This window comes from Pseudomonas sp. WS 5011, from assembly GCF_012985775.1.
GTDB classification, from domain to species: Bacteria; Pseudomonadota; Gammaproteobacteria; order Pseudomonadales; family Pseudomonadaceae; genus Aquipseudomonas; species Aquipseudomonas peli.
The window spans coordinates 66,642-81,407 of record NZ_JAAQXA010000008.1; the positions used below are offsets into that span (position 1 = coordinate 66,642).

At 62.8% G+C, this 14,766-nt stretch carries 16 protein-coding genes; 14 read left to right on the forward strand and 2 right to left on the reverse strand.

The features are described 5' to 3' along the window. Positions 1 to 4: 4 nt before the first annotated feature. The 14 genes from atzF to HBN63_RS10885 all read left to right on the forward strand — a co-directional run bounded on the left by atzF (position 5) and on the right by HBN63_RS10885 (position 13,431). Positions 5 to 1,807 carry an allophanate hydrolase gene (gene atzF / locus HBN63_RS10820; RefSeq protein WP_170049415.1) on the forward strand — a complete coding sequence of 601 codons (1,803 nt, stop codon included), beginning with the start codon at positions 5 to 7 and terminating at the stop codon, positions 1,805 to 1,807. A 4-nt stretch (positions 1,808 to 1,811) separates the two neighbouring features. Further along, positions 1,812 to 2,543, forward strand: coding sequence for a GntR family transcriptional regulator (locus HBN63_RS10825; RefSeq protein ID WP_170049416.1), 732 nt, complete (start codon positions 1,812 to 1,814; stop codon positions 2,541 to 2,543). Between the two features lie 95 nt (positions 2,544 to 2,638). Next, entirely contained in the window at positions 2,639 to 3,904 is a 1,266-nt protein-coding gene (gene urtA, locus HBN63_RS10830) for an urea ABC transporter substrate-binding protein (protein WP_090249584.1), read from the forward strand. 116 nt (positions 3,905 to 4,020) lie between these two features. Then, positions 4,021 to 5,592: an urea ABC transporter permease subunit UrtB gene (gene urtB, locus HBN63_RS10835; protein ID WP_170049417.1), complete on the forward strand. Its 1,572-nt coding sequence runs from the start codon at positions 4,021 to 4,023 to the stop codon at positions 5,590 to 5,592. After that, a complete protein-coding gene (urtC, locus tag HBN63_RS10840; protein ID WP_170049418.1) occupies positions 5,592 to 6,680 on the forward strand; it encodes an urea ABC transporter permease subunit UrtC in 1,089 nt (362 codons plus the stop codon). The genes urtB and urtC overlap by 1 nt, the downstream gene beginning before the upstream one ends. 145 nt (positions 6,681 to 6,825) lie before the next feature. Then, complete coding sequence (urtD, locus tag HBN63_RS10845) at positions 6,826 to 7,677, forward strand: urea ABC transporter ATP-binding protein UrtD (RefSeq protein ID WP_170049419.1); 852 nt, start codon at positions 6,826 to 6,828, stop codon at positions 7,675 to 7,677. 47 nt (positions 7,678 to 7,724) lie between these two features. Continuing rightward, a complete protein-coding gene (gene urtE, locus HBN63_RS10850) occupies positions 7,725 to 8,423 on the forward strand; it encodes an urea ABC transporter ATP-binding subunit UrtE (protein WP_170049420.1) in 699 nt (232 codons plus the stop codon). A gap of 63 nt (positions 8,424 to 8,486) precedes the next feature. Beyond that, positions 8,487 to 8,903 carry a hypothetical protein gene (locus HBN63_RS10855; protein ID WP_170049421.1) on the forward strand — a complete coding sequence of 139 codons (417 nt, stop codon included), beginning with the start codon at positions 8,487 to 8,489 and terminating at the stop codon, positions 8,901 to 8,903. Next, on the forward strand, positions 8,900 to 9,733 hold the full coding sequence (locus HBN63_RS10860) for an urease accessory protein UreD (RefSeq protein WP_170049422.1): 834 nt from the start codon (positions 8,900 to 8,902) through the stop codon (positions 9,731 to 9,733). Before HBN63_RS10855 ends, HBN63_RS10860 begins: the two co-directional genes overlap by 4 nt. Next, positions 9,733 to 10,035, forward strand: coding sequence for an urease subunit gamma (ureA, locus tag HBN63_RS10865; RefSeq protein WP_117165508.1), 303 nt, complete (start codon positions 9,733 to 9,735; stop codon positions 10,033 to 10,035). Before HBN63_RS10860 ends, ureA begins: the two co-directional genes overlap by 1 nt. A 151-nt stretch (positions 10,036 to 10,186) precedes the next feature. Then, entirely contained in the window at positions 10,187 to 10,681 is a 495-nt protein-coding gene (locus HBN63_RS10870) for a GNAT family N-acetyltransferase (protein ID WP_170049423.1), read from the forward strand. Positions 10,682 to 10,688: 7 nt separating this feature from the next. After that, positions 10,689 to 10,994, forward strand: a complete 306-nt coding sequence (locus HBN63_RS10875; protein WP_170049424.1) for an urease subunit beta — start codon at positions 10,689 to 10,691, stop codon at positions 10,992 to 10,994. Between the two features lie 108 nt (positions 10,995 to 11,102). Then, positions 11,103 to 12,803: an urease subunit alpha gene (ureC, locus tag HBN63_RS10880; RefSeq protein ID WP_170049425.1), complete on the forward strand. Its 1,701-nt coding sequence runs from the start codon at positions 11,103 to 11,105 to the stop codon at positions 12,801 to 12,803. A 187-nt stretch (positions 12,804 to 12,990) separates the two neighbouring features. Then, on the forward strand, positions 12,991 to 13,431 hold the full coding sequence (locus tag HBN63_RS10885; protein ID WP_170049426.1) for a hypothetical protein: 441 nt from the start codon (positions 12,991 to 12,993) through the stop codon (positions 13,429 to 13,431). A gap of 36 nt (positions 13,432 to 13,467) precedes the next feature. Here the strand turns inward: HBN63_RS10885 and HBN63_RS10890 are convergent, their stop codons facing one another. Both HBN63_RS10890 and HBN63_RS10895 read right to left on the reverse strand, forming a co-directional pair. Then, positions 13,468 to 13,734: a DksA/TraR family C4-type zinc finger protein gene (locus HBN63_RS10890; RefSeq protein ID WP_160085639.1), complete on the reverse strand. Its 267-nt coding sequence runs from the start codon at positions 13,732 to 13,734 to the stop codon at positions 13,468 to 13,470. 74 nt (positions 13,735 to 13,808) lie between these two features. Beyond that, positions 13,809 to 14,672 carry an oxaloacetate decarboxylase gene (locus HBN63_RS10895; protein WP_170049427.1) on the reverse strand — a complete coding sequence of 288 codons (864 nt, stop codon included), beginning with the start codon at positions 14,670 to 14,672 and terminating at the stop codon, positions 13,809 to 13,811. Positions 14,673 to 14,766: the final 94 nt, after the last annotated feature.

Sequence of the window (14,766 nt, forward strand, 5' to 3'; positions counted from 1 at the left end):
GCGCATGTCCAACGCCCCGATCGCCCTCACTCTCACCGACTGGCAACAGACCTACCGCGACGGCCAATCGCCCGCCGAGCTGCTGCACAGCCTGCGCCTCGAACTGAGCACAGAGGACAATGCCTGGATCACCCTGGCCAGCGAAGCGCAGCTCGATGCCCAGCTCGATGCATTGTCAGCGCTACTCGACGCCGCCAACGGCGAGCTGAGCAAGCTGCCGCTCTACGGCGTGCCCTTCGCCATCAAGGACAATATCGACGCTGCCGGCTGGCCCACCACCGCTGCCTGCCAGGAGTTCGCCTACACCGCTGCAGCCGACGCCACGGTGGTGGCCAAGCTGCGCGCTGCGGGCGCCATCCTGATCGGCAAGACCAACCTTGACCAGTTCGCCACCGGCCTGGTCGGCACCCGTTCGCCGTATGGCGCGGTGCGCAACAGCTTTAATCCGGATTACGTCAGCGGCGGTTCCAGCTCCGGCTCAGCCAGCGTGGTGGCGCGTGGCCTGGTGCCCTTCTCGCTGGGCACCGACACCGCCGGCTCCGGCCGTGTTCCAGCGGGCTTCAACAACATCGTCGGGCTCAAGCCGAGCAAGGGCTGGCTGTCCAATAGCGGCCTGGTGCCGGTCTGCAAAACGCTTGACTGCATTTCCGTATTTGCCCTGAGCATCAGCGATGCCCTGAGCGTGGCACAGATCGCCGGCGGCTATGACGCAGCCGATCCGTACAGCCGTAAGAACCCCAATAGCGCCAAGGTCGGCATGCCGACCAAGCCGCGCCTGGCAGTGCCAAGCAACCCCGAGTTCTTTGGCGATAGGCAGAACCAGGCGGTGTTTGAGCAAGCCCTGGGCACACTGCGCGAACTGGGCGCTGATCTGGTGGAAATCGATTTCACGCCCTTCCAGCAACTGGCCGAGCAGCTGTATTACGGCAGCTGGGTCGCCGAACGCACTGTGGCGCTCGAAGGCGTCGTCCCGGAACATATCAACCCGGTGGTGCGCGGTATCGTCGAAAACGGCCATAAATACAGCGCCTGCGATGCCTACAAGGCCGAATACACTCGCGCCGCACTGAGCCGGACGATCAATGACGTGCTGGCCGGCTTCGATGCCCTGGTGGTACCGACCTCGCCGACCCTTCGCAGCCTGGCCGAGATGGAAGTCGAACCCGTGCTATTCAACAGCCAGTTCGGCACCTACACCAACTTCACCAACCTCGCCGACCTGTCGGCCCTGGCCGTACCCGCCGGATTTCGTGCCGACGGTCTGCCGGCCGGTATCACCCTGATCGCTCCAGCCTGGCATGACCAGGCCCTGGCTGCCTTAGGTCAACGCTGGCAGCAAGCGCTCAAGCTACCGCTGGGCGCCACGGGTAAAGCATTGCCCGAGCAGGCGCCAAGCAGCACGCCAGCCCCCGGCAGCGTGCGCGTCGCCGTAGTCGGCGCACACCTGACCGGTATGCCGCTGAACTTCCAACTCACCAGCCGCGACGCCGTGCTGGTCGAGCAAACCACCAGCGCTGCCACATATCGCCTGTATGCCCTGCCCGGCACTGTGCCGCCGAAACCAGGCCTGGCACGGGTAGCCGCCGATGGCGCGGCGATCATCGTCGAGCTGTGGGATATCCCTCAGGCACGCTTCGGCGAATTCGTCGCGGAGATTCCCGCACCGTTGGGTATCGGCAATCTGCAGCTGGCCGATGGTCGCTGGGTCAAAGGCTTTATCTGCGAACCCTATGCGCTAGATGGCGCGCGCGATATCACCAGCTTCGGTGGCTGGCGCGCGTTTATCGCCAGCCAGCAGCAGGGCTGATGCCATGCAACTGAGCGGCGCCGCCAGCAGCGGTAAGGAACGCCCGGACAACCTCGCCGAGCGCATCTACCTGCAGCTCAAGGACGACATCTTCGAGTTCCGCCTGCTGCCCGGTGATCGCTTCTCCGAAGGCGAGATCGCCGAGCGCGTGGCCGCCAGCCGCACCCCGGTGCGCCAGGCGCTTTACCGCCTGCAGCGCGAAGGCTACCTGCAAGTGTATTTCCGCAGTGGCTGGCAAGTGATGCCGTTCGACTTCGCGCATTTCGAGGAGCTGTATGAAGTACGCATCGTCCTCGAACTGGAAGCCGTGCGGCGGTTGTGCGAACGCCCCCAAGACGAGCACAGCGACGCACTGGTGCAACTTCAACGCACCTGGCTGGTGCAACCCGAACAGCGTTTACAGGACGGCCGCGAAGTCTCGCGCCTGGATGAGCGATTTCACTGCCAGTTGCTGGAAGCCGCCGGCAACCGTGAGATGGCCCGCCTGCACGCCGAGGTGAGCGAGAAAATCCGCATTATCAGGCGCTTGGACTTCACCCAGAGCCCGCGCGTGGCGGCCACTTATAACGAACATGGCGAAATTCTCGCGGCAATTTTGTCGCGGCGATGCGAAGAGGCACAGCTATTGCTCAAGACCCATATAGAGGTCAGCAAGGCCGAAGTGCGCAAGATCACCCTGCACATGCTGCACAGCGCGCGTCAGCGCACCATGCCGGCACCAGAGGTGAAGACCTGAAGTGAAGACCCAGGGCCCTGCCCTGTTTCAACTGCCAGACAAACAACTAAAAACCAGCAGCTCAAACACTTAAGTTCGTGAATGGAGATCGCACCATGCAACGTCGCAACCTGATCAAGGCCTTTACCCTCACCGCGTCCATCGCCGCCATGGGCATGACCTGGACCGTGCAAGCCGCCGAGACCATCAAGGTCGGCATCCTGCACTCGTTGTCCGGCACCATGGCCATTTCGGAAACGTCGCTGAAAGACATGGCGTTGATGACCATCGACGAGATCAACGCCAAGGGTGGCGTGAATGGCAAACAACTGGAAGCCGTGGTGGTCGATCCGGCCTCGAACTGGCCGCTGTTCGCCGAGAAGGGCCGCCAGCTGCTGACCCAGGACAAGGTCGACGTGGTGTTCGGCTGCTGGACCAGCGTGTCGCGCAAATCCGTGCTGCCAGTATTTGAAGAACTCAACGGCCTGCTGTTCTACCCCGTGCAATACGAAGGCGAAGAGATGTCGCCAAACGTCTTCTACACCGGCGCCGCGCCAAACCAGCAGGCCATCCCGGCGGTCGAGTACCTGATGAGCGAAGACGGCGGCGCCGCCAAGCGCTACTTCCTGCTCGGCACCGACTACGTCTACCCGCGCACCACCAACAAGATCCTGCGCGCCTTCCTTATCAGCAAAGGCGTGGCTGAGAAAGACATCGAAGAGGTCTACACCCCGTTCGGCCACAGTGACTATCAAACCATCGTCGCCAACATCAAGAAGTTCTCCGCTGGCGGTAAGACCGCGGTGATCTCCACCGTCAACGGCGACTCCAACGTGCCGTTCTACAAGGAACTGGCCAACCAGGGCCTGGAAGCCACCGACGTCCCCGTCGTGGCCTTCTCCGTAGGTGAAGAAGAACTGCGCGGCATCGACACCAAGCCACTGGTCGGCCACCTGGCCGCGTGGAACTACTTCCAGTCGGTAGAGAACCCGGTCAACACCGAGTTTGTCGCCAAGTGGAAGGCCTACGCCAAAGCCAAGAACCTGCCAGGCGCCGACAAGGCCGTGACCAACGACCCGATGGAAGCCACCTACGTCGGCATCAATATGTGGGCGCAAGCGGTCGAGAAAGCTGGCACCACCGAAGTCGACAAGGTCCGTGAAGCGCTCTACGGCCAGACCTTCGCTGCACCAAGCGGCTACACCCTGACCATGGACAAGACCAACCACCACCTGCACAAGCCAGTGATGATCGGTGAAATCCAGGAAGACGGGCAGTTCTCCGTGGTCTGGGAAACCAGCAGCCCGGTCCGCGCCCAGCCATGGAGCCCGTTTATCGAAGGCAACGACAAGAAGCCGGATTACGCGGTCAAGTCGAACTAAGCACCTGCCAGTAAGCCCGGATGACATCCGGGAACGCCCTGCCCGGATCGCCTCCGGGCCAAGGCTTACCAGCCGCCGCGTCCACGCGGCGGCTGGTACTCCCAAAGGACTGCCCTATGCCCACTGCCGTTACCCGAATTCTGCTGAGCCTGCTGTTGCTGCTGCCCCTGGCCGCGCACGCCGGTGACGCCCAGGACTTCGTCACCGCCAACCCGGCCAAGCAGGCCAGCCTGCTCGAACGCTGGTCCGCCGCGCCCGAAGCTGCGCGCCTGCCGCTGCTCGAAGCCCTTCAACAAGGCCGCGTCGCTGCTGACAGCGCCAAAACCGCCTTTATCGAAACCGCCGGCAACTACCAGGCCGCCGAAGGTGAAGCACAGCCCCTCGACACGCCAAAGAAGCTGCGCCTGAACAACCGCCTGCGCGGCCTGATCGCCACTGCGGTGGCCAGTCACCAGCTGTTGGTTGATGACCCGGTGCTGCGCCTGGCCGCTGCTCAACAACTGCAGAAGAGCGCCAAGCCGGCGCAGCTGCAACTGCTTAACGCCCAGGTCGCCAGCGAAACCGATGATGCGGTGCGCGATGCCCTGACCCTGGCCCTGGCCAACCTGCAACTGGTCGACAGCGACCTGGCCGTGCGCCTGGCGGCTGTGCGCCTGCTCGGTGAAACCGGCGACCCGCTGGCTCGCACCCGCCTGGAAACCCTGCTCGACCCGGCCGTGGAAAGTGACCCGACGGTACGCACCGCTGCCGAAACCAGCTTGGCCCAGGTCAAACGCAAACTGCTGATCGGCGAGCTGCTCGGCCAGGCGTTTAGCGGCCTGTCGCTCGGTTCGATCCTACTGCTGGCCGCACTCGGCCTGGCCATCACCTTCGGCCTGCTCGGCGTCATCAATATGGCCCACGGCGAGATGCTGATGCTCGGCGCCTACTCCACCTATATGGTGCAGGTGCTGTTCCAACGTTTCGCCCCGGAAGCCCTGGCGCTCTACCCGCTGGTGGCGCTGCCGGTGGCGTTCTTCGTCACCGCCGCTATCGGCATGGCGCTAGAACGCACGGTGATTCGCCACCTCTACGGTCGCCCGCTGGAAACCCTGCTGGCCACCTGGGGCATCAGCCTGATTCTGATCCAGCTGGTACGCGTGCTGTTCGGCGCGCAGAACGTCGAAGTGGCCAACCCCTACTGGCTGTCCGGCGGCATTCAGGTGCTGCCGAACCTGGTGCTGCCGTACAACCGCATCGTGATCATCGGCTTCGCCCTTTTTGTGGTGGTGCTGACCTGGCTGCTGCTGAACAAGACCCGCCTCGGCCTCAACGTCCGCGCCGTAACCCAGAACCGCAATATGGCTGCCTGCTGCGGCGTGCCGACCGGCCGGGTGGACATGCTGGCGTTCGGTTTGGGCTCCGGTATCGCTGGCCTCGGCGGTGTGGCCCTGAGCCAGATCGGTAACGTCGGCCCCGACCTCGGGCAGAGCTACATCATCGACTCGTTCCTGGTGGTGGTACTCGGCGGCGTCGGTCAACTGGCCGGTAGCGTGATGGCGGCCTTCGGGCTGGGCATCGCCAACAAGATTCTTGAACCGCAGATCGGTGCCGTGCTCGGCAAGATCCTTATCCTCGCGCTGATCATTCTGTTTATTCAGAAACGCCCGCAAGGTCTGTTTGCTTTGAAAGGACGGGTGATCGACTGATGACTATGCCACTCAACCAAACGTTGCTGGCGCGCGCCAGCGCCAAACTCGGCCCGCAAGCCTCCATGGCGATCGGCCTGCTGGTACTCGCCGTGCTGCTGGCCATGCCGCTGCTGCACCTGCTGCCGGCGGACAACGCCCTGCATGTCTCGGCCTACAGCCTGACCCTGGTCGGCAAAATCCTCTGCTACAGCATCGTCGCCCTGGCGCTCGATCTGGTCTGGGGTTACGCCGGCCTGCTGTCGCTCGGCCACGGCCTGTTCTTCGCCCTCGGCGGTTACGCCATGGGCATGTACTTAATGCGCGAAGCCGCCGGCGATGGCCTGCCAGCCTTTATGAGTTTCCTCGCCTGGACCGAGCTGCCCTGGTACTGGTACGGCACCAGCAACTTCCTCTGGGCGCTGTGCCTGGTGGTGTTGGCCCCCGGTTTGCTGGCCTTGGTGTTCGGTTTCTTCGCCTTCCGCTCGCGGATCAAGGGCGTGTACTTCTCGATCATGACCCAGGCGCTGACCTTTGCCGGCATGCTGCTGTTCTTTCGCAACGAAACAGGCTTTGGCGGCAACAACGGCTTTACCAACTTCCGCACCATTCTCGGCTTCGACATCACCTCGGCTCATACCCGCGCAGTGCTGTTCCTCGCCACCGTCGTGCTACTCGTGGCCAGCCTTTATCTGGGCTGGCGGCTTGCGCGCAGCAAGTTCGGCCGGGTACTGACTGCACTGCGCGATGCGGAAAACCGTCTGATGTTCTGCGGCTACGACCCGCGCGGCTACAAACTGTTTATCTGGGTGCTCAGCGCCGTGCTCTGTGGCCTGGCCGGCGCGTTGTATGTACCGCAGGTGGGCATCATCAACCCCAGTGAAATGTCGCCGACCAACTCCATCGAAGCGGCCGTGTGGGTCGCCCTCGGCGGGCGGGGCACGCTGATCGGTCCGCTGCTCGGTGCTGGCTTGGTCAACGGCATGAAGAGCTGGTTCACCGTGGCCTTCCCCGAGTACTGGCTGTTCGCCCTGGGCTTTCTGTTTATCGTCGTGACCTTGTTCTTACCCAAAGGTGTGATCGGCCTTCTGCGTAGGAAGTCATCATGAACGCTGCTGCGCATTCCATCTGCGGCGTTGCGCGGTGCTCGCTCCTCGCCGTACACATTCGTACTGTCTCGTCGCTGCGCGCCGTGCGCCTTGCAGCTGAAATTGCTCGCGACGCGCTCATAACGACTTCCACAGGAGAGCAATAATGCGCGCCACTCCGGTCCCCGAATTTATGCTCGAACCTGCCTATGACCCGTCCGGCAGCGGCCGTGACCCAATCGGTGCCAGCGCCCTGGCCACCAAGGGTCTGAATGTGCGCCACGGCACTATCCTGACCCTGGAAGACATCAACGTCAGCTTCGATGGTTTCAAGGCACTGACCAACCTGACGCTGTACATCGGCGTAGGTGAACTGCGCTGCATCATCGGCCCCAACGGTGCAGGCAAGACCACCATGATGGACGTGATCACCGGTAAAACCCGCCCGGACAACGGCGTTGCCTATTTTGGCGAAACCCTCGACCTGACCCTGATGAGCGAAGTGGAAATTGCCCAGTCCGGCATCGGCCGCAAGTTCCAGAAACCGACGGTGTTCGAGGCGCTGAGCGTGTTCGAGAACCTCGAACTGGCGCAGAAAACCAACAAGTCGGTGTGGGCGAGCCTGCGCGCCAAGCTGACCGGCGAGCAGAAAGACCGCATCGATGAAGTGCTGCAGACCATCAAGCTCGACGCCTCGCGCAATCGCCCGGCCGGCCTGCTGTCGCACGGCCAGAAGCAGTTTCTGGAGATCGGCATGCTGCTGGTGCAAGACCCGCAATTGCTACTGCTCGATGAGCCGGTGGCGGGCATGACCGACGCCGAAACCGAGTTCACCGCTGAGCTGTTCAAGTCGCTGGCGCGCAAGCACTCGCTGATGGTGGTCGAGCACGATATGGGCTTTGTCGGCAGCATCGCCGACCACGTCACCGTGCTGCACCAGGGCAGCGTGCTGGCCGAAGGCTCGCTGGAGCAGGTGCAGGCCGATGAACGAGTGATTGAGGTTTATCTGGGCCGCTAACGCCGCGATCACGACCGTCCAAACTCCACAGAATTGAGAGCCTGAACATGCTGCAAGTTGAGCAACTGCATCAGTACTACGGCGGCAGCCATATCCTCCGTGGCCTGTCGTTCGACGTGAAGGTCGGCGAAGTCACCTGCCTGCTCGGCCGTAACGGCGTGGGCAAGACCACCCTGCTGAAATGCCTGATGGGCCTGATCCCGGCCAAAGAAGGCGCGGTGAAGTGGGAAGGCCAGCCCATCACCGCCTTCAAGCCGCACCAGCGCGTGCACGCAGGCATTGCCTACGTGCCCCAGGGCCGAGAAATCTTCGGCCGTTTGACCGTGGAAGAAAACCTGCTGATGGGCCTGTCACGTTTTCCCGGCAGCGACGCCAAAGTGGTACCGGAATTTATCTATGAGCTGTTCCCGGTGCTGCGTGAGATGAAGCAACGCCGTGGCGGCGACCTTTCCGGCGGCCAGCAGCAACAGCTGGCCATCGGCCGCGCACTGGCGAGCAAGCCGCGTTTGCTGATCCTCGATGAGCCCACCGAAGGCATCCAGCCCTCAGTGATCAAGGAGATCGGCGTGGTGATCAAAAAGCTCGCCGAACGCGGTGACATGGCCATCCTGCTGGTCGAGCAGTTCTATGACTTTGCCGCCGAGCTGGCCGATCAGTACCTGGTAATGAGCCGTGGCGAAATCGTCCAGCAGGGCCGTGGCGAAACCATGGAAGCCGACGGCGTGCGCGGACTGGTCGCAATCTGAATGGCGACGCTGGCCCTTTTCTTTGCGCATAATCAGGCTTTCGCCCACGGATTCGAGGCCCCGATGTTTGCCCTGCGTCACGCCCTGCTCCCGCTCACCGCACTGACGGGTATCGCCCTGCTGATCTGGGCCGGCAACCAGCCGGACTACTGGATGCTGCGCGCCCTGCCCGCCGGTAGCGAACTGCCCTACCCGCTGAAACCAGTGCTGATTTTCTGCGCCATCGCCTTGGCCGAATGCGGCCTGCTGCTGGCGCTGCTGCGTCCGCGCTCTTACTGCCGCTCCTGGGGCCGCGCGCTGTGCGCCTGCCTCCTGGCCATCGGCCTGGCGCTGTTCTGGCTGCAAGGTGCGCTGCATGCACCGCCCTACTACGGTATGCACTTGCAATGGTGGTTGGCGGTCAGCTTGGGCCTGGTTCTGCTGTGTGTTTACTCCGCCGTGCAAGCCTGCCGTCAACGGCGCAAGCGGGTGAGCGCATGAACGCTCCCGCCGCCGTCTTCACGCCCAGCTGGCACGCCGAGCTGGAGCTGGGCTATGGCCGCGATGACGATTGCACGCGGCCGACCTTGCGCCGCCATAAAGGCCCGCTGCGGGTGCAGAAGCACCTGTACGCCGAAGGGCCCGAGGTGTGCCAACACATCATCGTCCACCCGCCCGGCGGCATCGCTGGCGGTGATCGCCTGGACATTTCGGCCACGGTCGGCAGCAACGCTTGGGCGCAATTGACCAGCCCCGGCGCGGCCAAGTGGTACCGCGCCGCCGGCCCGGCCTACCAGAGCCTGAAACTGCGCGTGGAAGCCGGCGCCACCCTGGAATGGCTGCCGCAGGAAACCATCGTCTACGCCGCTGCCCAGGCTGAACTGACCACCGATATCGAATTGCACGGCGATGCCAAGCTGCTCTATTGGGACATCGTCGCCCTCGGCCGACCGGCCAGTGGCGAACGCTTCGACGCAGGCCACTTTCAGGCGCAACTGAATATCCGCCGCGATGGCCAACTGCTCTGGCACGAACGCCAGCGAGTGGTCGGCGGCGATGGCCTGCTTGACTCGCCCATCGGCCTGGACGGCAAACCGGTATTCGCCACCCTACTGATCAGCGGTGAAATCGACAGCGAACTGCTTGAACACTGCCGCAGCCTGAGCACGCCGGTGCGCGGTGACCTGACCCAATTACCCGGCCTGCTGGTGGCCCGCTGCCTGGCCAGCGAGGCCCTGCACGCCCGCGCCTGGCTGATCGAACTCTGGCATCTGCTGCGCCCGGCCCTGCTCGGCCGCACTGCTGTGCCCCCACGTATCTGGAGTACCTGATGGACCTGACCCCTAGAGAAAAAGACAAACTGCTGATCTTCACCGCCGGCCTGGTGGCCGAACGTCGCCTAGCCCGTGGCGTAAAGCTCAACTACCCGGAAGCCATGGCCTACATCTCCGCCGCCTTGCTCGAAGGCGCGCGCGATGGCCAGACCGTCGCCGAACTGATGCATTACGGCACCACCTTGCTGAGTCGCGATCAGGTGATGGAAGGCATTCCAGAGATGATCCCGGAGATTCAGGTGGAAGCCACCTTCCCGGATGGCACCAAGCTAGTAACCGTCCACCAACCGATCGCCTAAGGAACCCATCCAATGTCTACTGCGCTTGCCCATGCTGCGTTGCAAGTTGACTCGGATTGCTCATTGACAGGCGTCAACTGCGCATCCTCGCCAACTTGCGCCTTGCCTGAGCTGCGCTCGCTACGACCTTGAATGGATTCCTGGAAAACACATGATTATCCAAGACGCTACTAACGCCGACTTGCCTGCCATCCTTGCTATCTACAACGATGCCGTGCAGCACACCACGGCGATCTGGAACGAAACTCTGGTTGACCTGAACAACCGTCAGGCCTGGCTGAGCGAGCGCACGGCAGCTGGCTTTCCGGTGTTGGTGGCCCACAGCGACGCGGGCGAGGTGCTCGGCTATGCCAGCTACGGCACCTGGCGCGCCATCGAAGGCTTTCGCCACACCGTGGAACACTCGGTGTATGTGCGCAGCGACCAACGCGGTCAGGGGCTTGGCCCCTTGCTGATGAGCGCCTTGATCGAACGCGCACAAGCGGCCAGTCTGCACGTGATGGTCGCAGCCATCGAGAGCGGCAACAGCGCCTCGATCCGCCTGCATGAGCGCCTCGGATTCGTCACCACCGGCCAGATGCCGCAGGTCGGCCGCAAGTTCGGCCGCTGGCTGGACCTCACCTTTATGCAATTGACCCTGGAGTGAAGCAGCGATGATCCCCGGCGAATACCAGATCCAGGACGGCGAAATCGAGCTTAATGCAGGCCGTCGCACGATCAGCCTGAGCGTGGCCAACAGCGGCGACCGGCCGATTCAGGTCGGCTCGCACTTCCATTTTTTTGAAACCAACGACGCCCTGACCTTCGACCGTGCCAGCACACGCGGCATGCGCTTGAACATTCCGGCCGGCACCGCCGTGCGCTTCGAACCGGGGCAAAGCCGCGAAGTGGAACTGGTTGACCTGGCCGGCCATCGCCGCGTGTTCGGCTTTGCCGGGCGGGTGATGGGCGATCTGTAACGTCTGGGTAGGATGGGTGGAGCGAAGCGATACCCATCGCCAAAACCGAACCAAGCATTGATGGGTTACGCTGCTTCGCCGCTAACCCATCCTACGGATAGGACAAACATGAAAATATCCCGCCAAGCCTACGCCGACATGTTCGGCCCCACCGTCGGCGACAAGGTGCGCCTGGCCGATACCGAGTTGTGGATCGAGGTTGAGAAAGACTTCACCACCTATGGCGAAGAAGTGAAATTCGGCGGCGGTAAGGTCATCCGCGACGGCATGGGTCAGGGCCAACTGTGCGCCGCCGATGTGGTCGATACGCTGATCACAAACGCGCTGATCATCGACCACTGGGGCATCGTCAAAGCCGACGTGGGCCTCAAAGACGGGCGCATCGCCGCCATCGGCAAAGCCGGTAACGCCGACATTCAGCCGGACGTGACCATCGCCATCGGCGCAGGCACCGAAGTGATCGCCGGTGAAGGCATGATCCTCACCGCCGGCGGCATCGACAGCCATATCCACTTCATCTGCCCGCAGCAGATCGAAGAGGCCTTGATGAGCGGCGTCACCACCATGATCGGCGGCGGCACCGGGCCGGCCACCGGCACCAACGCCACCACCTGCACCTCCGGGCCGTGGCACATGGCGCGCATGCTGCAGGCCGCCGATGCCTTTCCGATGAACATGGGCTTTACCGGCAAGGGCAACGCCTCGCTGCCCGAGCCGTTGATTGAGCAGGTCAAGGCCGGCGCTATCGGCCTCAAGCTGCATGAAGACTGGGGCACCACCCCGGCGGCGATCGACAACTGCCTGTCGGTCGCTGACGAATATGACGTACAGGTGGCAATCCACACCGACACCCTGAACGAGTCCGGCTTCGTCGAGACCACCCTCGGCACGTTCAAGGGCCGCACCATTCACACCTATCACACCGAGGGTGCCGGCGGCGGCCATGCGCCGGACATCATCAAGGCCTGCGGCTTCCCGAATGTATTGCCCAGCTCGACCAACCCGACCCGGCCGTTTACCCGCAACACCATCGACGAGCACCTGGACATGCTGATGGTCTGCCATCACCTCGACCCGAGCATCGCCGAGGACGTGGCGTTTGCCGAAAGCCGTATCCGCCGCGAAACCATCGCCGCCGAGGATATCTTGCATGACCTTGGCGCCTTCAGCATGATCAGCTCCGACAGCCAGGCCATGGGCCGCGTTGGCGAGGTGATCACCCGCACCTGGCAGACCGCCGACAAGATGCACAAACAGCGCGGCCCACTGGAAGGCGACGGCCCCGGCAACAGCAATTTCCGGGTCAAACGCTATATCGCCAAGTACACCATCAACCCGGCCATCACCCACGGCATCAGCCATGAAGTGGGCTCGATCGAGGTGGGCAAATGGGCGGATCTGGTGCTCTGGCGCCCGGCGTTCTTCGGCGTCAAACCGACGCTGATCCTCAAGGGCGGCGCGATTGCCGCCAGCCTGATGGGCGACGCCAACGCTTCAATCCCCACGCCGCAGCCGGTGCACTACCGGCCGATGTTCGCCAGCTACGGCGGTAGCCGCCACGCCACCAGCATCACCTTTATCAGCCAGGCGGCGTTCGAGGCCGGTGTACCCGAGCAGCTGGGATTGAAGAAAAAGATCGGCGTGGTCAAAGGCTGCCGCGAGGTGCAGAAGACCGACCTGATCCACAACGATTACCTGCCGACCATCGAAGTCGACCCGCAGAACTATCAGGTCAAGGCCGATGGCCAGCTGCTCTGGTGCGAGCCGGCGGATGTACTGCCAATGGCGCAGCGTTATTTCCTGTTCTGACACACAGAGGCCTGGCTGCCGGCAACAGGTTGCCCGATTACCGGCAAGCTGTTGCCGAACGGCCCGCCTAACGCGCTGAGCGGGCGAGCTTCGTACGCCGCAGAAGCCGCTCAGCCCGGCGGATGCAACGATTTGGCGCAGGTTTTGCTCGGCACAAGGCTCATTTAACCGGTCGAAAGGAACCGCCATGAGAGTTGATGCAGGAGCCACCTACCCAGCCGCCAACCAACGTGCGTCAGCGGCCAACCAGAACCGAAGCACTGATACGTCCTTCTCGGCGGTGCTGGCCAGCACCACATCCAGTGCGCCGAAAACCACACATGCTGACTTCAGCAGCATGACCCGCCAGGACCTGCGCGACTGGACCAATGGTCAAATTCGCAGCGGGCAGATGTCACTCGATGACAGCCGCGCGTTTATGGCCATGAGCATGAAAATACCGGTAGCCGGCGGTCTGACAGGCGAGCTGCCCGCGGCAAACAACAACACGCGCCATGACTTTACCCAGAAGGCCCGCGCCGGCATTGAAGGCGCCACAGCGCGTAACGACGCGGCGACCTTGAAGATGCTGCAGACGGCCATGTCGATCATGCAGAGCCAGACTGGCGGCGTGGATATTCGCGCCTGACGCTGGCTACGCGAGCGATGGGCGTTACGGTGCGCCTCAGCGCAGCTGGCTGTCCTTGCTGCCGCGGCGGTTATAGCCGCTGAATCGAGCCTGCTCCTTGTCATGCGCGGTCTGGCAGGCCACGCACAGGTGCACACCGGGGATGGCGTTGCGCCGCGCCTCGGGAATGGCGGCGGCGCATTCCTCGCAATGGCTCAGGCTTTCGCCGCGCGGCAGCTGGCTGCGGGCGCGCTGAATGGCGTCCTCGATGCTGCTGTCGATCTGCTCCTGTACCGCACCATCATTTGCCCAGCCACCGGCCATCGCACTTGTCCTCCGCCTTGTATGCCTCTAGATATGCGCCGCCTGCGGGCAAATCTCAAGCGCACGCGGTCGCCTTACTCCTTGACCTCCATAAACTCGCGCGCCCAGACAATGTAGTCCTCGGGCTGAGTGTATTTGTGGGTCAGCTCTGTGGCGTTGAGATCGCATGCATCTACACCGCGCTGCTCACGCAGGCAGTCGTAAGTGGCCTTGATCGCCGCGAAGTAGGCGGCATGACCGTTGACCACGATGCGCACACCGAGGCTGGCCAGACGCGCGTTATCGCGCAACGACGGGTTGCCGTAAGTCACCAGCATCAACGGAACGCTGAGGTGCGCAGCAATCTGCTCTAAGTGAGTAAAATCCTCGACCCCAACCAGGCAAATGGCATCAGCGCCGGCCGCCTGATAGGCCTGGGTTCGGCGAATCACCTCGCTGACATCCAGCACGCCGGCATGGGTGCGAGCGATGATCGCCAGGTCCGGATCAACCCGCGCTTCCAGGGCCGCACGGATCTTGCCGACACCTTCGTCGATACTGATCAGGTCGGTGGACTTACGGCCGAATTGCGCGGGTAGCAGGGTGTCTTCGATGGTCAGCGCGGCAATCCCCGCGCGCTCCAGTTCCATCACCGTGCGCATTACGTTGAGCGCATTGCCATAGCCGTGGTCAGCATCGGCGATGACCGGCAGGCGGCTGACACGGCCGATCCGCGTGGCCTGCTCGACAAATTCGCTAAGGGTGATGAGGGCGAAATCCGGTGCGGCCAGAACTTGTAGTGAAGCTACAGAACCACCCAAAATGCCGACTTCAAAGCCAAGATCAGCGGCAATTCGAGCGGCCATAGGATCAAACACAGAAGCAGTGTGATAGCAGCTATTCGAAGCAAGAAGCGCACGAAATTGTGCGCGAAGGTCGTGATGCGAGGCTCTTTGCATGGGGTGCACCATCGTTCATGGTCAATTCTGAGCGAGTGATTATGTAGCAAAACTACAAAACTCGTCATGTAGTAAAACTACATAGTCGACCAGT